Consider the following 17415-nt stretch of genomic DNA (forward strand, 5'->3'; position numbering starts at 1 on the left):
CGGCGTCTGCGCCACCTCGAAGCCGCCGTACGCGTACAGCAGCGTGGGATTGGTGCCGTCCAGCGCCACGCCTTCCTTGCGGACCACGAAGTACGGAACGCGGGTGCCGTCCTTGGAAGTGGCTTCGAACTGCTCGGTCACCAGGCCGGCGGCATCGAACATGGCCGGCAGGCGCCGCACCTCGCGCACGCCGCGCTCGTCGGAAAGGAAGAGCGTGGTGGGCTGGGTGAAGCCGGTGAACGAGAAGAAGAAGCGGTTGTGGTCGGGCGACGTCGCCGCCACGCCCACGCTTCCCACCCCCGCCGCGGGCACCGTTTCGCCCGTCCAGCGGCCGTCGCGCAGCGAGAACTTGCGCAGCTCGCCGCGCACGTTGTTCAGCATGCTCACCAGCAGGAAGTCGCGCGTGGCGGAAACGTCCTGGATGGTGGAGCGCTCGCCCGGCTGCACCACCACCTGGAAGTTGCGCTGCCCGGCGAGGAAGCGCTCGATGGGCATGGCGATGAGCGACCCGGCCGGGTGGGTGGTGCCCCCCGTCTGCCAGGGGGAGCGCAGGTACACGGCCATCTGGTCGCGCACCAGCGACAGGTCGGCGTCCAGCGGCAGGTCCAGCTTCACCAGCCGGTCGCCCTGCAGCAGGTGCATGGTTCCCTCGAAGAAGCTGGGCCGGTGCGATACGGCGTACCAGGTGCGGTCGGCCGTGCGGATGGACGCGGCCCACACGCCCATGTCCGTGGCCGGCACCTCCATCAGCGTAGTGGCGGACTGCAGCGGCGTTCCGCGGTGCCACAGGCGAACGCTGCGCGGATAGCCCGAGGTGGTCATGGTCCCCTCACCGAAGTCACGCGCCACGATCAGCGCGTCGGAGCCGCGCCAGGCGATGCTCTGCTTGGCCTCGGGAAGGAAGAATCCGCCCTCCACGAAGCGGCGGGCCTGCGTGTCGAACTCGCGCACCTGCACGGCGTCGGCGCCGCCGCGCGACAGGCGCACCAGGCACAGGCGCTCCTGCGGCTCCAGGCAGCTGGCGCCGGCCCAGGACCAGGCCACCGACTCGGCGCGGGCGAGCGAGTCCACGTCGAGCACCGTTTCCCACTGCGGCGTGGAGCTCAGGTAGCTGTCCCAGCGGGTGCGGCGCCATACGCCGCGCGGCTTTTCCTGGTCCTGCCAGAAGTTGTAGATCCACTCACCGCGCACGTCGGGAAAGGCGATGCGCTCGCGCGAGTTCAGGATCTGCAGCGTGCGGTCGTAGATGGGGCGGTAGGCGGGGTGCTGCTCCAGTTCCTCGGTCGTGGCGCGGTTGTGGGCCTGCACCCACTCCATCGAGCGGGCGCCCTCCACCTCTTCCAGCCACTGGAACGGGTCTTCGGGCTGCTGGGCCGCGAGCGGGGCGGCGGGAAGCAGCAGGCCGAGCACGAGTGCGTTGCGCAACTTCATGATGCGATTCTCCGGGGTGGCGGTCCCTGTGCCGAATGGGATCGCCCGCAATATGAAGCGGGCAGGCCCGTGGGTGCCAGTGGCGGCCATCCGGAGCGCGCGGACGCGCCGATCCAGGGATCGATTGACACCGGCTGCCGCGCGATCCTAACGTGCCGGACCGCCCCGTCCTGGCCTGCAGACTCTCGCCACGCATGCCCACGTGAACCTCTACATCTTCATTCCCATGCTGGTCGCGGGCATGGCCTTCGCCTTTCGCCGGGAGATCGCCGAGTGGCTTCGCGTGCGCCGCAACCGCCCCAGGGTAGCCGCGGAAATGGCCCGGTACCGCGCGGAACTCGCGGCGGAGAACCCGGACGTGTCACCCGTGAGGCCCGAGGAGATCGAGGAGTTCAAGGCCTGGTTCGACTCGCTCGCCCTGCCGGCGGTGGAGCTGCTCCCTGCTCCCGAGCGGCCGGTGGCGGCGGCGGGCACGCGAATCGGCGGGCCCGTCTGGCTCCAGGACGGTGAGGTGTGGCCAACGGACGAAAGCGGCGCTCCCCTGGAGTTCGTGGCGCAGGTGGATTTCGCGGAGTTGCCGCCGCTGCCCGACTTTCCGGAGTCGGGGCTGCTGCAGTTCTTCGTGGGCACCGACGATCTGTTCGGCGCCGAGTTCGACGATCTCACCCGCGGCCGAATTCGCGTCATCTGGCGCCCGGACGCGCTGGAGGGTGGGCGCCTCTGCCCAGCGCCCGGGCGGACCGACGAAACCACCCCGTGGGAGCGAGCGGAGGTCCGCCACTCCGGCCTGCCGCTGGCCGGGCGAGCGGCGGTACACCGGCCGGACCCTACCGATTGGCGCATCGACGAGCGCCTGAAGGGCCAGCTTCGGCGGCCGGGGATCGACGAGCTCCAGGACTACGTGTACGAGCACAACCAGACGCCGGAGGTGCACCACGTGGGCGGCCACCCTGTCTACACGCAGTACGATTTCCGCGCACCCGGCCGGTACGACGAATTCGATCGCACGCTGCTGCGGCTGACCTCGGACCGCAACATCATGTGGGGCGACGTTGGCGAGGCCGCGTTCATGATCCGCCGCCGCGATCTGCTGATGCGGGACTTCTCGACCGTCATCTTCCACTGGGATTGCACGTAGCGTCGCCCTGCAACGCGCAGTGCAGCCGCATCAGATCTCGCCCAGGATGCGGCGGCGCTCCGTCTGATACTCCTGATCGTCGACGAGTCCGCGCGTACGCAGTGCCGCGAGCTTCTCCAGCCGCCCCTCAGGGGTATCGCGCACGTCGGGACTGGCGACGAGACGAGCCGTCGCACCAGCGCACGCTGCACTGATGTCGTTCGAGAGCGCTACCTCGTCAAACATCGTGACACCCTTGGAATCTCGCGTGAGGTTCGAGTAAGCACGTCCGAGGGCCAGGGTCTGCTGCTTCAAATCGGCATTTGTCGGCTGGTTCTTCAGCTTGGTGAGACTGTTCTGGTACGCCTGCCGGGCTGCTTCCAACGCCGCTGCCTTTCCATTTGCGCTTACAATGGCGACGATGATGAAGATGACGATAAGGAAAAAGATGAAGAATCCCATGTCGGTCTATGGCTGAAGGTGGGTGTAGATCTCGTTCCGGATTTACGTGCTGGTGATCTGCGCCTGCTCCTCAGTTGCAGAGGGAGCGATCGACGTACCGCTTGCGTCCGGATGAACTGTAGGTGTAGCAGCCGCCCCGCGGGCCGGTGTAGTAGCCGCGCGACTCCGCGCTGGAACGGCGGGACGATCCGGCGGTTGCCGAGTACCGCGTCGGCGGCGCCTGCGTTCGCACCAGGTCGCTGGCCCGGTACACGAACCCCGTCTGCCTCCCGGCGTAATCGAACAGTGGCGCCCAGCCGTTCGCGTCCTTGGGTCCGAGGCTAACCCGGTCCCCGCGAGACAGCGTGCGCACCACGGCGGCATATTTGTTCGGCTGCGACCGTACGTTCATCGAGCCGTGCACGTAGAAGTCGTCGCGTGAGCCCGTGTACGCCGCTTCGCTGTCGCTGCCCGAGTAGGCCGAGGATGATTGGAGGTACGCGGGCGGGTTGGCAGCGTACGGCGTGTCGGGCGTGGTCGCGTCGCCACACAGGCCGGCGAGCACCAGCAGGAAGAACCCCGCGACGCCGGCTCCCACGCAGCCACAGCCGCCCGCTTTTCCCTCATCGCCGCCGCCCGCGAGCGAGCCGCCCCCACCGCCGAGCCGGCCGCGCGCGCTCACGCCGGTTCCCGGAATTCCCGCGTTCAGGAAGGTGCCGCGCCGGCCCGTGGTGACGTTCATCCCGCGGGTCCCGAGCGTGGTGCTCAGTCCCGACGTCGACACGTTGATGCGCAAGCCCGGCGCGATCCTGAAGCTTTTTCTGAAGCGGAATGCCATAAAGCCGCCGTGCTGGAAGGAGTGCTCCGATCCGCCGGTACCGTGCTCGCCCTCAGCCCATTTCCTCGACGCGGCGGCGATAGGTGGCGAGCAGGTGCGCGTCGATGTCGGCGAGGTTGTCCGTCTCCACGCTAACGCTGCCCTCCGCAGCCGGGAATTCGAAGCGGTACGGCGCGGGGCCACGGCCTTCCCAGAAGTTGAAGATCCGCCCCTTCCGCTCCTGCCTGTAGAAGACGCAGTAGACCGTCTTGTAATCCACGCTCGAGACGTTGCCCAGCTTCGCGAACAGCTCTTCATCTCCCGCGATCAGGAACGGCAGGCGGGTGCGCACGTAGTCCCACACGCGCATCTCCACGTCCGTGGTGACGACGCCGGTGCCGCTCGTGGCGGCTGGTGTGGGCTCCCCGGTTTCCGCCGCCGAGACGGGTGCGGCGACCACGTCGGGCACGCGCACCAGGTCCGTCCGTTCGGCGAAGCCTACGCGCGCGAGGATCTTGCGGTCCAGCAGGGCCTGCGCGGCTTCGCGGACGATCGGCGCGTGCTCCTCCACCATCTTCGTGGTGCGCCGGCCCTCGATGTTGGCCATCTCCAGAAGGGTCCGCACGAAGCGCTCGTCCGGGTCCGAGAGCGCCTTGTCGAGTGCGTCCATGTAGGCGCCCACGTAGATCTTGCGTCGGGCATCCGACCCCACGTTGGCGGGGTTGAAGGTGCCCTTCCGCACGCGGAGCAGCGCGTCGAGCTCCGTGTCGCTCACCCGCTCTTCCGCCACGTCTGCCAGGTTCAGGATGGCGAACGGCTGGTCGTCCATCATGTTCTCCAGCCCCGTGTCGGTATACAGCTGGTAGACGAGGCCATCCGTCAGGATCCCGAGCTTTACCGTGGGGACCGCGTTGAAGTAGCCCTTCAGCTCCCCGCGGTTGACCTCGCTCAACGCGCCGACCTTCTTGCACTCGATGGCGATCACCGGGGTGCCCGCCTGGCAAATCGCGTAATCCACCCGGTTCTTGAACTTGTCGGAGAACGACGCGTGGGATTCCGGCACCACCTCGTCGGGGTCCAGCGGATCGTATCCCAGGAACTGGATGAAGGGCAGGACGAGGTACTGGTTGGTGGCGGCTTCTGTCGCCGCACGCCCGGATCGGTCGATGGCGATCCTGGCGTGGGCAATCAGTGAGGCGCGAAAATCGTCGGACATGCGTTCTGCGGAGGGTTCGGGGATCGCGACACGACGGCAGAGGGCGGCGGGGCACCTCCATCTCTGCTACGTTGTCGGTCCCGCCGCTCGAATTTCTCCCGATCGCGGTGGGCCACCAGTTCCAGCCAGGCCAGATCGGATTTGAAGAAGCGCCGCCGCCCCCACGAAGGGAGCGGCGGCGCCGTTGCATTCACGTCGAGCGACGATCGGCCGTTGGATTCCGCGTCCAGGCGGACAACGGCCAGCGCTACCGCAGCAGGGGATACGGGTTCTGGGGTACGCCGCCCCAGTACTTCTTGGGATCGGCCGTAGTCGACACTTCGAAGTGCAGGTGATAGTTGCCGGGCACGGCGTCGCCGGTATCGCCCACGTAGCCCAGCACCTCGCCGCGGCGCAGCGCCCTGCCCTCCACCATCCCCGGCGCGTAGCGGTCCAGGTGCGCGTAGTAGTAGATGGTGCGGCGGTCGGGCGCCAGCTCGTAGAGCGTGATGCCGCCGCGGACGCTCCGGAACAGCTTCATCACCACCCCGTCCGACGACGCCAGCACCGGCGTGCCGCGCGGCGCCATGATGTCGATGGCGTCGTGGCGCCGGCCCTGTCCACGCGCCTGGTCGTACGTATTCACCAGGCTCGCGGCCAGCACGCCCTGCACGGGAATCAGCAGCCCGAGCGCGTTCCCGGGAACGGCTGCGGGGAGTACGACCTCCGCAGGCGAGGGCGGCGGTCCGGCGGGTACGGCCGTGGGGGCCGCGATGACGACGCGAGGTTCGGCGGCGGCGGGAGTCGCCGCGGGAGCCGGCGAACCGGCGGCGGACGGTGGGTGCTGGTAGCCGAGGGCCGCGTGAAGGCGGTCCAACGTCTCGGGTGCCGACCAGGTGACGGCGAGCACCAGGCCGAGCATCGAGATTGCCCCGAGTGAAAAGGGCAGCAGGAACCGGGAGCTTCGCATGATGGCACCGCCCGCACGAATGGCTTGCCGGAAAGGTTTCCGGCCGGCGGGGCGCGTCGCGCGCCAGGGCCACGATCAATCTAACGCGATGCGGGGCAATAACCTACACCTGCTTCCGTGCGGCGAGATTCAGCCGGGGAGGCCGGGGGTGGCGCGCGGGCCGGAGCGGATGCGCTTGTCGGCGTACATCTGCTGGTCCGCCTGCTGGAGAAGGGCCTCCAGCGTGGCCGGGGCCTCGGGATCGAAGCGGCTGGCCCCGACGCTCATCGACAGGGTGTAGGGCCGGCGGACGGTGGCGACGTGGTGCTCGATAGCGTCGTACAGCCGCGAGATGGCCACCTCCGCCCCGCGAGGCGACGCATCTCCGGGGGTACGGCCGATGACCAGGACGGCGAACTCGTCACCCCCCAGGCGCGCCACCACGTCCGACTTGCGGAAGGTGGAGCGCAGCAGCCCCGCGGCGTCGCGCAGCGCCTGGTCGCCCTGCGCATGGCCCAGGGAGTCGTTGATCTGCTTGAGGTGGTCCAGGTCCACGAACAGCACGTGAAAGCCCACGCGCTGCCGCACCGACGTCTGGATCTGCTGCTCCGCCAGCGCCAGCAGGCCGCGGCGGTTGTAGAGGCCGGTCAATTCGTCGCGCAGCGACATGGCGCGCAGCACCTCTTCGCGCGAGGCGAACTCCGCGGCCCGCACCCGCAGCCGGTGCAGCCCGAAGATGGCCGCCGCCAGCAGGAGGATGGCGAGGGCGTAGAACCACCGCGTCTGCCAGAAGTAGGGCTGCAGCCGCAGCGCCACCGATGCCGTGTTGCCGCTCCACACCCCGTCCTCGTTGCGCACCTGCACGTGGAAGCGGTAGCGGCCCGGCGGCACGTTGGTGTAGAACGCGTCGCGTCGCGTGCCGCCGTCCACCCATCCACCGTCGAACCCCGCCAGCCGGTAGCGGAACCGCAGCTCGTCCGGCGACACGAAGCTGGGCGCCGTGAAGTGGATCTCCAGCCGGTGCCGGCCCGGCGCGGCGACCACGTCCCGCGCGCCGCTGGACTCGCCGTCGCTGGTGACCACACGCTCGATCAGCGCCTGCAGCGGCACCGCGGTGCGCAGCAGCCGGCGGGGATCGATCAGCGCCACGCCGGCCGGTGTCGGAAAGTGGAGCACGCCGTCCGGTGCGCGCCACGCCCCGCCGATGGACGAGACCTCCCGCGCCGCCAGCCCGTCGCTGATCCCGAAAACGTTGGCGTTCACCATCCGCGTCCGCCCCGCGCCCACGGCCTCCAGGTCGCGCCGCGGAACCCGGGCGATCCCCCACGGTCCGGTGAGCCAGAGCGCACCCGCGCCGTCGTCCAGCGCCTGGAACACGGTGTTGCCGTGAAGCCCGTTGCGCGTGGTGAACAGCGCCACATGGCCGGCTCGGAGGCGCGCCAGCCCGCGCGAGGTTCCCACCCACAGCGTGCCGTCGGCGTCGTCCATCATGCGGAAGACCGGCTGGCCCGCGAGCGCCGCGGGGCCCGGTACGAAGCGCGCCCCGTCCAGCCGGAAGAGCCCCGCGGACTGGGTGCCCACCCAGAGCGTGCCGGCCCGGTCCTGGTGAAGGGAAAGCACGTAGCCGTCCGGCAGCCCCTGCCGTGGGCCGAAGTGCGTCCACTTCCCGTCCGCCAGCCGCGCGAGGCCGTTGTACGTGCCCACCCACAGCGCGCCCGCCCGGTCCTCCAGCACCACCCGCACGCGATCGTCGGGAAGCCCCTCGCGCACGGTGTACGTCGTCGCGCCGCCGCCCCGCAGCCGCGTGAGGCCGCTGTTGGAGGCCACCCACACGTCGCCAGCCCGGTCGCGCAGGACGTCGCGCGCCACGTCGTCGCGCAGCGCGCCGCTGGCCCGGGTGTACGCCACCGGGCCCCCGGCGGACCGATGGACGACGCCGCCGCGCGTCGCGATCCACGCCCCGCCCGCGGCGTCGCCGGTGATGGCGGCGGCAAAGTCGTGGGGCAGCCCCTCGCGGCTGGTGAGCATGCGCACCACGGGGCGGCGCAGGCGGAAGAGCCCGCCCTGGCGCGAGCCGATCCACACGTTCCCCTCGCGGTCGGCGTCCAGCCCCTCCACCTGGGTGAACGCCTCGCCGTCGGGCCGCGGCACGGGGGTGATGCGGTCGCCCTGGAGGCGGAAGAGCCCGTTGTCCGCCGCCAGCCACCAGGCGCCGTCCGGATCCTGCAGCAGGTCGTTGACGGGGGATGGACGCGCGGCGCTCGCCGCCCCCGGACGGGTGACCCGGCCCTGGTGGATGCGCGCCACGCCCGCGAACGTCCCCACCCACACCGCGCCATCGCGGTCCGTGCGCAGCGCCGTCACCCGGTCGTCGCCCAGCCCGTCGCGGCGCATGATCCGCGTCAGCGCACCCCCGCGGTGGCGCAGCACGCCCGAGGCGACGGTGCCGATCCACAGACCGCCCTCCCCGTCCAGCGCCAGCGCGGTGGCCGCCGGCTCCGGCTCGCCCGCGGGGAGCGCCAGCCGCGTCACCTGCTCGCCCGCGATGCGGCTGACCCCCGCGCGCGTGCCCACCCACAGGGAGCCGTCCGGGTCGGGGAGCAGCGCGGTCACCCGGTCGCTCGTCAGCCCGTCTCGGGTGGTGAACACCCTCCACTCGCCCCCCGCCCAGCGGACGACGCCGCCCGTTTCGCTGGCGGCCCACAGCGCGCCCCGCCGGTCCACGGCCAGGCGACGGAAGCTGGCGCGGGCCAGCCCCGGGATCTCTGCCTCGGCAAAGGAGCGGAACGCGACGCCATCGAAGCGCACCAGCCCCTCGAACGAGGCCAGCCACAGGTAGCCGTCGGGCGTCTGGCGGATGTCGCGGGCGACGTTGGAGGGAAGGCCGTGCTCCGTGCTCCACCCCGTGATGGTGAAGCGGGGTGGATCTTCCGCGGGGGAACGCGCGGGCTGCGCGGCGGCGTGCGACACCGCGAGCAGCACGGCGGCGAACCCACGCGACCACGATCCGGCCGGTGGCCTCATCCAAGCGAGGTGTTTGCGGACGCGGAGGGATGGCATCCGGAGGGGCACGGGACCAGGGGGAGGAAGCGTTTGTCGCGAGTCGCACCAAAGTAGCGGATCGCGGCGCGCCGCGACACGGCGCGCGTCGAGCGCCGCCACGACGCGCGAAGCCCCGGCGCCTGGGCGGCACCGGGGCTTCGCGTTGCCGCAATCCGCGTCAGCGGGAGCTGGGCTGGCCCGCCGCCGGGTTCGCCGGGCTCGCGCACGTGGCCACCAGCATCTCGCCGTGCCCCACGGCCTCGCTGCTGGGCCCGTACGTGCGCGTCGCTCCGTCGATCATCTTGTAGGCCGAGACGGAAACGCGGAACGTGTTGGCGGCGGTGCTCACCAGCACGTAGTCGCCGTCCGTGGGGCGGCCTACGCCGGGGAGCGCGGCCGCGGCGCGCTGCCCGGTGTTCGATCCGCGGAACCGGTCGAACTTGACGTATCCGTCGGCCACCCCGCCCTGGATGGGATTGTAGCCCAGGCCGGCCATCGTCCGCATGGCGCAGTCGAGGGCGCCTGCCTGGGCCGGGGCCGAGATCACGCGCGGCGAGTTCGAGGCGCAGGCGGCCAGCGCTCCACATGCGACGGCCATCAATATCTTTCGCATACCATGTCCTTCGTGACGGGTAATTCGCAGCCAAAGTGCCGCCGGGCCGGTAAGCGGCTGTCTGACCGCGGATTACCGATACGCGATCTCCAGGCCGAGACGCAGCGTAGCCGTGCCGAAGCCATGCACGACGCGCGTCGGCCCCGCGCTGCGCATGTGGCCGCCGGTGCCGGGGGTGAGGCAGGAGGCCGTGGTGCGTGTGGTGGACCTCAGCGCTCGCGATACCCCGTGATCGCCCGCCACAGGCCGAAGATTCCCCCTGCCAGCAGGGTGAGACCCGCGAGCGCGAGGAAGATCGCGCCGCCCGGCGCCGACGTTCCGCGCACCTGGTCGACGCGAAACGCTTCATAGGCGAGCACGAGGATGGTGCGTCCTCCTGCCAGGGCCATGAGGCTGAACAATCCCACCACTACTCTTCGCACGTTGTCGCCCGTCTGTTGAGTTGGCTTCTTCGACAATGGCTCAAGGCTATCCGCCGCGCACGGTGACCTTCTCCGTTTGGAGGTGGTTCACTTGCCACAGTTCAGACGCACCCGCACGAGCAGAGAGATGGGTATGCTGTCGCGAGTTCGGATCGACCCGCCGGCCAGCAGCATATCCGAGTCGCCGGTCGGAATGCCTCTGATGTTCGATTCGAATGGACTCTCCCAACGCGCGACTTCGTTCGCCTGCCGGCCGGCGCGCCGGAGGAACCGTAGCTGTGCGCGCTCGCGGCCCGCTGCACGGTGATTCACTACCCACACGGACCCCGCAGCAAGACGCATGGATACGACGGCGCGGCCGCCGGAATACGCAGAGTCGAGTACGGAAACCTCGTTGGATGGCGTTTCGGCAGGGCTTCTCGCCACCCGGACCTGGTTGCCCGCCGGCGTGTGAACATACCACGTCAGCACGGCGCCGCTGTCCGTATGCAACGACGGATGATGTACCGGGGCTGCTCCTCCCAGCGCCACGCGGCCCACGCCGCGCCAGACGGAATCACGTGAGTAGAGGAACAGGGAATTCGTGTCACCCGTTCGGATCGAGGTGTCACCATGAACGGCAGCCAGGACAGGCCCCGCCCCGCCCAGGTGCGCCATCTCTATGTATGCGGTTGCGGGGACACCGACGGTCTCGGAAAGCCATGCGCCGTCTTTCCGGTGGAACACCAGGACATCGGGGTGATACCCCGGGCGCGTCGTGCGCACGGCCCACGACAGTACGTCGCCCGATCTGACGAGCTGCGTCCCCTTGAGCGGGTGGATCGTGAACCCGCCCGGAGTGGGGATCTCCTCGAGCGACTTCCACCGCCGCCCGTCGTATACGCCGTACCAGAGCCGGCTGGCGGTGTCGCGCTGCGCGGCACCCTCCGGCGCGGTAGAACTCAGATCCGCGAATACCACGTCCCAGGCTCCGTCAGGCCGGGCAAGTGCGCGAACACCGCCGATCGTATGCGCATCGGACGGCGTACGAATCGTCGTGGCCGGCCGTCCGGAACTGAAGATCACTCCCAGGATGCTGTCCGCGGGGGTTCGGATGGGCCGGCCGTCGTCGCTGCGGCCAGACAGGTAGGCAGGCCACCCGGCGATGAGCACCTCCCCCCGGGAATGCGCCATCGTCGTCACTCCCACGTAGAACTCACGACCTCCCTCGACGACGAGGGTATCCCTCGAAACCTCCCGGGTGGTGCAGCCTACGCCTGGAGCATGGCGGCCGCTGTCGCTCATCCCGGAAGTGCAGCCCGCGAGCGCGGCCATCACCACCCAGGCTCGCCTGTGTCTCGCGGCCGTACGATCCGACGCCCGCTTGGCGGCATGTCGTGCAGTGTCCACGTTCTTCGCCCCCCAGTGGTTACGCTCGCAAAGATGAGCCGGGCCGGCATGCGTGGCGCCGGCGCACCAGTTCCACCGTGTCGGGATCGTACTCCGAGCCGTGCACCCGACATCCATTTCCGCGGCGGTACGCCAGGAAGTTGCCGTCGCCGGTGACGGCGCTACACGGCCCGAAGGCGGCGCGGCTTGTTGGCCTTGTCGCGGTACATGGCCTCGTCGGCGGCGCGGAGTGCGGCTTCGGGCTCGCCATGCGCGGCCAGGTAGGACTGCCCCACGGAAAAGCGGATCTCCGGCCCCTCCGCACGCATGGCCCAGAGCCGATCGCTCAGCAGTTCCAGGCGGTTCGCCAGCTGCGACGGCTCCGCTGCCGGCGCCACCACCACGAACTCGTCGCCCGCGTAGCGCACCACGTGGTCCTCGGGGCGAAAGCACGACTGCAGCGCCCGCGCGAACCCCTTGAGGCAGTCGTCGCCCGCCTGGTGCCCGTACGAGTCGTTGATCTCCTTGAAGTCGTTGAGGTCGAAGAAGAATACCGTCGCACCGGTGGGAAACACGGCGCGTAGGATGGCCGGTAGTCCGCGGCGGTTGGCCAGCCCCGTCAGCGGGTCGCGGTCCACCAGTTCCTGCAGCACCTCTTTGGCCTTCAGCAGCTCGCGGTTGCTCTGCACCAGTTCCTGCTGGATGGTCCGATACAGGGCCAGCACGCACCCCAGCGCAATCACCCACTCGGCGCCTGTATCGAACGACGAGTGCGCTGCCAGGAAGATGCCGATCTCCCGGTATTTCGCTCCGTCGCCGGGACGCAGCTGCGTCGCGTAGGCCATGGTTTCAGCGATGGCGAGCAGGGTGCGCAGCGCGAAGCCGGCGGCGAGCCACTCCGCGCCGGGGACGCGCCGGGCGAGCAGGAACACGGCCGACGCGCCCAGCACCGCGGCCGTAACCGTCGACTGCACCACGCCCACCTTGCTGATGGAATCCGCCACCACCGCCGCCCCCGCCGCCGCGACCGCCAGCGCCACCATGGCGATGCGCATCGTGCGAGGCGGCAGCGGATTCCGCACGAAGCGCCATGCCCCTGCCGCCAGCAGCAGCACGAACAGCGTCTTGGCGAAGAAGTAGCCGCTGCGCAGCATCACGAACGCCAAGGGCGAGTTCGGCTGCCAGAACCAGAAGGTGATGGTCACGCACAGCGCGGCGAGGTTGGCGATCCACGCGGCCACCCACGGCCGCAGCTCCACGCGGCGGACGGAGCGGGCGAGCACCAGAAAGAACACCGCGATCACCACCGCCGACGCGATCTGCGCGGTGGTGCTCCAGCGCCAGAGGAGGAGTTCCATGCGACTATTTCGGGGTTCCGCGGTGGCGGCGGTACGGCAGGGTGCCGTCCGGACGCCGGCCAGGCGTGCCGGGGGAGGCATTCGAGAAGCGGGAACGTCGCCGCCCAAGCAACGCGGCGTTCAGCTGGGTCCGCTGCGGCGCGCCTGCGTGCGACGCACGCCAAAGGGACAGCCGGATGATCGAACCCGATTCGCCAGCAGCCGCAGCCATGCGGCAGGCGCAAACAGGCCCTCCACCGTCCGGCGATCCGTGTCCGAACGTCGAAACCCCGGCACCTGAACAGGGCCGGGGCTTCGAGTCGACCAGAGCGGGAGACCGGGCTCGAACCGGCGACATTCAGCTTGGAAGGCTGACGCTCTACCAACTGAGCTACTCCCGCGAACACCGGCGCAGGGGCGCTGGCGAACACAAAACTAATGAAATCCAGGCTGGTCCGCAATCCGCGGCGTTCCATCCAGAAAGCCACCTGTCGGGATCGAACCGACGACCTTTCGATTACAAATCGAGTGCTCTACCAGCTGAGCTAAGGTGGCGGAACAGCGGACGAAGTTAATCAAGCCGCCCTGGTTTGACTACCCCGCGCGCGGCTACCCGGCCCTCGCGATCACGTCCACCACCGCCCCCGCGCCGGCCAGCGCCTCCACGCGCGCAGCCCGCGCCGCCACCCCGTCCAGCACCCGCCGTCCCAGGCTCGGACGGCCGCGCGCCGGCGCCTCCCCGGCGGATGCGTCCACCCGATCCTCCGCTCCGAGCGCGTCCGACCAGGGCAGCCCGCGCCCCGTGCCCCGCCGGACGACGTTCACCAGCGAACCCGCGACGGCGCCCGGGCCGTGCCACGGGTCCCACGTGGTGGTCGACAGGGGCGTAAAGCCCTCGCGCCGCAGCAGCGCGGCAAGGGTTCGCGGCGAGTAGAAGTACACGTGCTGCGGAAACATGACCGATCCCCACGCAGCGCCGGTCAGCTTGCGGGTGAGCGAGCCGTGGTTGGGCACCTGCAGGTGGACGACGCCGCCGGGACGCAGCATCCGCCGCAGCGCGCGCAGCCACTCGGCGGGCTGGTACACGTGCTCCAGGACGTGGTACGCCGCGACGACGTCGAACGGCGCGCCCGCCGGGGCCCCGCCCACCACGTCGCCCGTGAACAGCTCGATGCCGTGGCGCCGGCGGACCAGCTCCACCGTGTGGGGATCGTACTCCGAGCCGTGCACCTGCCATTCATGTCCGCGCAGGTACGCCAGGAAGTTGCCGTCGCCGCACCCCACCTCGAAAATGCGGCGGCGCGATGGAGGCATCGCCGCCTCCAGCCGCGTGCGGCGGTGCGCGAAGGTGGGGTTCGCGAGGTGGCTGCGCAGTTCCTCGGGCGACGGGTCCTCGTCCGGATAGTAGCCCGCGTACAGCCGGTGCAGCTGGCTGGCGGCCACGCGGTCGTACAGCCGCACGACGCCGCACTCCGCGCAGCGGGCGAAGCGCTTTCCGCACACCTCGCCCGCCGCGCGCCAGCGGTCCGATCCGCACGCGCCGCATTCGGGGACCTCTTCCCACATCGGGTCTCGCTCCGCGACTGCGTTGGGGATTGTCATCGGAGAGCCGGATCGTGGGTCGGTCCGCTCCGGGACTCGGCGTTCACCCTGCTGCCGGCGCTCGGAGCGGAGTGTGTGGCGGATCCTTCAGTCGCTGCATGGTTTGGAGTAGCGACGGCTCGGGTGTGGCCGCTCCTTCAGGATGACAGTCCGGACGCCGCTCACGCACTCACGCACTCACGCACTCACGCACTCACGCACTCACGCACTCACGCACTCACGCACTCACGCACTCGTCACGCGTCCACACGCCAGCGCGGGCCCTGCGGCGTGTCCTCGAGCACGATGCCGCGCGCGACGATCTCGTCGCGGAGGGCGTCGGCCTGGGCGAAGTCGCGCGCCTTGCGGGCCGCCTGCCGCGCCGCGATCCGCTCCTCCACCCATGCGGACACGTCCTCCGCGACCGCGCTCTCCGCTTCCGACAGGGCGATGAAGCCGAAGACGGAGTCGATGCGCTCGAACGCCCGCAGTGCCGCGTCGCGCTCCGCGTGGCTGATGGCGGCCGTCCCCAGTTCGTGCAGGCGCGCATTCACCCGGTTCACCAGCTCGTGCAACGTCGCGAGCGCCACGCTGGTGTTCAGGTCCTGGTCCATGGCCGCCGTGAACGCCGCCAGCGCCTCGTCCGCCGCGGTGTGCAGCGACGGCGTGTCCGTGGGATCGGGGTCGCGCGCGGCCGGGTGCTCGCGCAGGCGGTCGCGCGCGTCGCGGATGCGGCGCACCGCCTCGGCCGCCGAGGCCAGCCCCTCGAAGGTGAAGTTGAGCTTGCTGCGGTAGTGCGCCGTCAGGAACAGGTAGCGGATGGACGAGGGCCGGATGCCCCGCTCCACCAGGTCGCCCAGGTTGAAGATGTTGCCGGTGGACTTGGCCATCTTCCCGCCGTCCAGCAGCAGGAACTCGCCGTGCAGCCAGTAGCGCACGAACTCCTTGCCCGTGGCGCCCTCCGACTGGGCGATCTCGTCCTCGTGGTGGGGAAACACCAGGTCCACGCCGCCCGCGTGGATGTCGAACGTCTCTCCCAGCTCGGCGAACGACATGGCCGAGCACTCGATGTGCCAGCCGGGCCGCCCCCTCCCCCACGGTGTGTCCCAGACGGCGCCGACTTCCTCGTCCTCGGGCTTCACCGACTTCCACAGCACGAAGTCGCGGACGTCGTCCTTGTCGTACTCGTCCGCGGCCACCCGTTCGCCGCGGCGGCCGGCGGAAACGTCCACCTTCGACAGCTTGCCGTAGCCGGCGAACTCCGAGATGTCGAAGTACACCGAGCCCTCCGACTCGTACGCCAGCCCGCGCTCCTCCAGCCGGCGGATGATGTCGATCATCCCGTCGACGTAGTGCGTGGCGCGCGGGTGCACGTTTGCCCGGCGGATGCCCAGCTGCTCGAAGTCGCGGAAGAGGGAGTCGATGAAGGGCTGCGTGTAGTCGTTCAGCTTTACGCCCTTCTGCATGGCCCCGCGGATCGTCTTGTCGTCGACATCCGTCAGGTTCATCACGAAGCGGACGTCGTAGCCGCGGTACTCCAGGTACTTCCGCAGGATGTCGGAAAAGAAGAACGTGCGCAGGTTGCCGATGTGCGGCGCCGCGTACACGGTGGGGCCGCACACGTACATCCCCACCTTTCCTTCCTGCAGGGGGACGAACTCTTCTTCGCGGCGGGTGAGCGTATTGTAGAACGTCAGCGGCATGGCTCTGGTCTTTCGATGGATGGCAGGCGATCGCGGGCGCACCGGTGCGCCCGCGGCAAGAAACGGTGTTCAGCGCACCGCCTGCCAACATCGCCTGCTAGGGTCCATCGTCGCCGTCCGTGGAGGAAGGATCGTCCGCGTCGCCCGGCGCCGAGACGCCCGCGGCCGAGAGGGCGGGGGGATTCTGCCCCTCGCCCCAGTACACCGTCTGGTGTGGGATGGGAATCTCGATCCCCTCCTGGTCGAACCGCAGCTTGATGCGCCGCCGGAGCTCGCGCGCCACGTCCCACTGCTTCAGCGGCAGCGTCTTGGCCATCACGCGGATGCTGAGGGCAGACTCGCCGAACGTCTCGATCCCCGGCACCACCACCGGCTCCACCATCAGCGGCTTCCACTGGGGGTCTTCGTACAGCTCGCGGCCGATGTCGCGAAGCACGCCCATCACGCGGTCGGGGTCTTCGCGGTAGGCGATGCTCACGTCCAGCACCGCCCGCGACCAGGTGCGGGTGAGGTTGCTGACCTTCTTGATCTCGCCGTTGGGGACGATGTGGACGACCCCGTGCACGTCGCGCAGCGTCACCACGCGCAGGGTGATGGTTTCCACCGCGCCGCTGACGCCCTCGATGCGGATGACGTCGCCCACGCCGAACTGGTTCTCGAAGAGCATGAACAGGCCGGTGATCACGTCCTTCACCAGCGACTGCGCGCCGAACGAGAACGCCAGGCCGATGACGCCGGCGCCGGCCAGCAGCGGGCCCACGTTCACGCCCAGCGCACCGAGCATCATGACGATGGTGGCCAGGATGATCAGCACCACGCCCACGCTGCGCATCAGGCTCAGCAGGGTGCGGGCGCGCTGCTCCTGGGCCGAGATGACGCCCGGGGTCGGGGTGCCGATGGCCCGTTCGGCGCGGCGCAGGACCAGCACGAGCAGCGCGTAGGCCAGGAAGCCCACCACCAGCGCGCCCAGCACCTGCAGCCCCGTCGCCGCCAGCGCATCCCAGCTGAAGCGCTCGGCCCACCGCTCGCGGAGTTGGCTGAGCTCTACCAGGGCTACGGTGTCTGCCTGGATCATCGGCGCGCGGCGCGGCGGTTCGGGCTGGGAACGAGGGTGCCTCGGGAAGGGCGAACGTAGACGAGGCGCGGTTTGCGTGTCAACCCTCGCGGTCGCTGCCCGGCAGCCTGTCATCCTGAGGCCCAGGCGCACCGCACCGGCCCGGGCACCATCCGCCGCGGGCCGAAGGATCCACCCTGCGCCACTTCTCAGCCCGGGCGCGGCAGCGGCACGGGTGCGCGGGCCTCGGCTTTTGGGGCGAGTGATGGAGCGTTTCGACCGGCGTCGGCGCATGCCTCGGCCGCCCCCCATCCCCAGCCCTTCCCCCGCAAACCCCGCGGGGGA

14 protein-coding genes and 2 tRNA genes are annotated in these 17415 nt (G+C 70.0%); 1 reads left to right on the forward strand and 15 read right to left on the reverse strand.

Features of this window, described 5'->3' with window-relative positions:
- On the reverse strand, positions 1 to 1431 hold a 1431-nt coding region (locus tag VGB24_RS09940; protein WP_331072792.1), incomplete at its 3' end, for a hypothetical protein.
- A 202-nt stretch (positions 1432 to 1633) separates the two neighbouring features.
- On the opposite strand from VGB24_RS09940, the gene VGB24_RS09945 reads away from it, so the two are divergent.
- A complete protein-coding gene (locus tag VGB24_RS09945) occupies positions 1634 to 2569 on the forward strand; it encodes a YwqG family protein (protein WP_331072793.1) in 936 nt (311 codons plus the stop codon).
- Between the two features lie 30 nt (positions 2570 to 2599).
- On the opposite strand, the gene VGB24_RS09950 is transcribed toward VGB24_RS09945, so the two are convergent.
- From VGB24_RS09950 to VGB24_RS10015, 14 genes are all read right to left on the reverse strand, one after another.
- Positions 2600 to 3010 carry an SHOCT domain-containing protein gene (locus tag VGB24_RS09950; RefSeq protein WP_331072794.1) on the reverse strand — a complete coding sequence of 137 codons (411 nt, stop codon included), beginning with the start codon at positions 3008 to 3010 and terminating at the stop codon, positions 2600 to 2602.
- A gap of 70 nt (positions 3011 to 3080) precedes the next feature.
- Entirely contained in the window at positions 3081 to 3827 is a 747-nt protein-coding gene (locus tag VGB24_RS09955) for a DUF4236 domain-containing protein (RefSeq protein WP_331072795.1), read from the reverse strand.
- Between the two features lie 52 nt (positions 3828 to 3879).
- Positions 3880 to 5022 (reverse strand): type I restriction endonuclease, encoded by a 1143-nt coding sequence (locus tag VGB24_RS09960; RefSeq protein WP_331072796.1) that lies wholly within the window; start codon positions 5020 to 5022, stop codon positions 3880 to 3882.
- Between the two features lie 247 nt (positions 5023 to 5269).
- Positions 5270 to 5971 carry a M23 family metallopeptidase gene (locus tag VGB24_RS09965; protein WP_331072797.1) on the reverse strand — a complete coding sequence of 234 codons (702 nt, stop codon included), beginning with the start codon at positions 5969 to 5971 and terminating at the stop codon, positions 5270 to 5272.
- A gap of 129 nt (positions 5972 to 6100) precedes the next feature.
- Positions 6101 to 8974, reverse strand: a complete 2874-nt coding sequence (locus VGB24_RS09970) for a two-component regulator propeller domain-containing protein (RefSeq protein WP_331072798.1) — start codon at positions 8972 to 8974, stop codon at positions 6101 to 6103.
- 196 nt (positions 8975 to 9170) lie between these two features.
- The gene (locus VGB24_RS09975; protein ID WP_331072799.1) at positions 9171 to 9605 is read right to left on the reverse strand and encodes a hypothetical protein; all 435 of its coding nucleotides are present in this window, start codon (positions 9603 to 9605) and stop codon (positions 9171 to 9173) included.
- A 209-nt stretch (positions 9606 to 9814) separates the two neighbouring features.
- A complete protein-coding gene (locus tag VGB24_RS09980; protein ID WP_331072800.1) occupies positions 9815 to 10063 on the reverse strand; it encodes a hypothetical protein in 249 nt (82 codons plus the stop codon).
- 51 nt (positions 10064 to 10114) lie between these two features.
- Positions 10115 to 11347, reverse strand: coding sequence for a hypothetical protein (locus tag VGB24_RS09985; RefSeq protein WP_331072801.1), 1233 nt, complete (start codon positions 11345 to 11347; stop codon positions 10115 to 10117).
- 230 nt (positions 11348 to 11577) lie between these two features.
- Positions 11578 to 12753, reverse strand: a complete 1176-nt coding sequence (locus VGB24_RS09990) for a GGDEF domain-containing protein (protein ID WP_331072802.1) — start codon at positions 12751 to 12753, stop codon at positions 11578 to 11580.
- Positions 12754 to 13060: 307 nt separating this feature from the next.
- A tRNA-Gly gene (locus VGB24_RS09995) sits at positions 13061 to 13133 on the reverse strand.
- A gap of 81 nt (positions 13134 to 13214) precedes the next feature.
- Positions 13215 to 13287, reverse strand: a tRNA-Thr gene (locus tag VGB24_RS10000).
- Between the two features lie 54 nt (positions 13288 to 13341).
- Positions 13342 to 14334 carry a class I SAM-dependent methyltransferase gene (locus tag VGB24_RS10005; protein WP_331072803.1) on the reverse strand — a complete coding sequence of 331 codons (993 nt, stop codon included), beginning with the start codon at positions 14332 to 14334 and terminating at the stop codon, positions 13342 to 13344.
- A gap of 236 nt (positions 14335 to 14570) precedes the next feature.
- Positions 14571 to 16016, reverse strand: a complete 1446-nt coding sequence (cysS, locus tag VGB24_RS10010; protein ID WP_331072804.1) for a cysteine--tRNA ligase — start codon at positions 16014 to 16016, stop codon at positions 14571 to 14573.
- 97 nt (positions 16017 to 16113) lie between these two features.
- Positions 16114 to 17091 carry a mechanosensitive ion channel family protein gene (locus VGB24_RS10015; RefSeq protein ID WP_331072805.1) on the reverse strand — a complete coding sequence of 326 codons (978 nt, stop codon included), beginning with the start codon at positions 17089 to 17091 and terminating at the stop codon, positions 16114 to 16116.
- Between the last annotated feature and the right edge of the window lie 324 nt (positions 17092 to 17415).

Origin of the sequence: Longimicrobium sp., assembly GCF_036399935.1 — a bacterium.
Classification (GTDB): domain Bacteria; phylum Gemmatimonadota; class Gemmatimonadetes; order Longimicrobiales; family Longimicrobiaceae; genus Longimicrobium.

Coding starts and splice junctions, on each gene's coding strand:
- VGB24_RS09955 (WP_331072795.1), bottom strand. CDS start 3,827: ATGGCATTCCGCTTCAGAAAAAGCTTCAGGATCGCGCCGGGCTTGCGC.
- VGB24_RS10005 (WP_331072803.1), bottom strand. CDS start 14,334: ATGACAATCCCCAACGCAGTCGCGGAGCGAGACCCGATGTGGGAAGAG.
- VGB24_RS10015 (WP_331072805.1), bottom strand. CDS start 17,091: ATGATCCAGGCAGACACCGTAGCCCTGGTAGAGCTCAGCCAACTCCGC.
- VGB24_RS09960 (WP_331072796.1), bottom strand. CDS start 5,022: ATGTCCGACGATTTTCGCGCCTCACTGATTGCCCACGCCAGGATCGCC.
- VGB24_RS09970 (WP_331072798.1), bottom strand. CDS start 8,974: ATGAGGCCACCGGCCGGATCGTGGTCGCGTGGGTTCGCCGCCGTGCTG.
- VGB24_RS09975 (WP_331072799.1), bottom strand. CDS start 9,605: ATGCGAAAGATATTGATGGCCGTCGCATGTGGAGCGCTGGCCGCCTGC.
- VGB24_RS09990 (WP_331072802.1), bottom strand. CDS start 12,753: ATGGAACTCCTCCTCTGGCGCTGGAGCACCACCGCGCAGATCGCGTCG.
- VGB24_RS09950 (WP_331072794.1), bottom strand. CDS start 3,010: ATGGGATTCTTCATCTTTTTCCTTATCGTCATCTTCATCATCGTCGCC.
- cysS (WP_331072804.1), bottom strand. CDS start 16,016: ATGCCGCTGACGTTCTACAATACGCTCACCCGCCGCGAAGAAGAGTTC.
- VGB24_RS09965 (WP_331072797.1), bottom strand. CDS start 5,971: ATGCGAAGCTCCCGGTTCCTGCTGCCCTTTTCACTCGGGGCAATCTCG.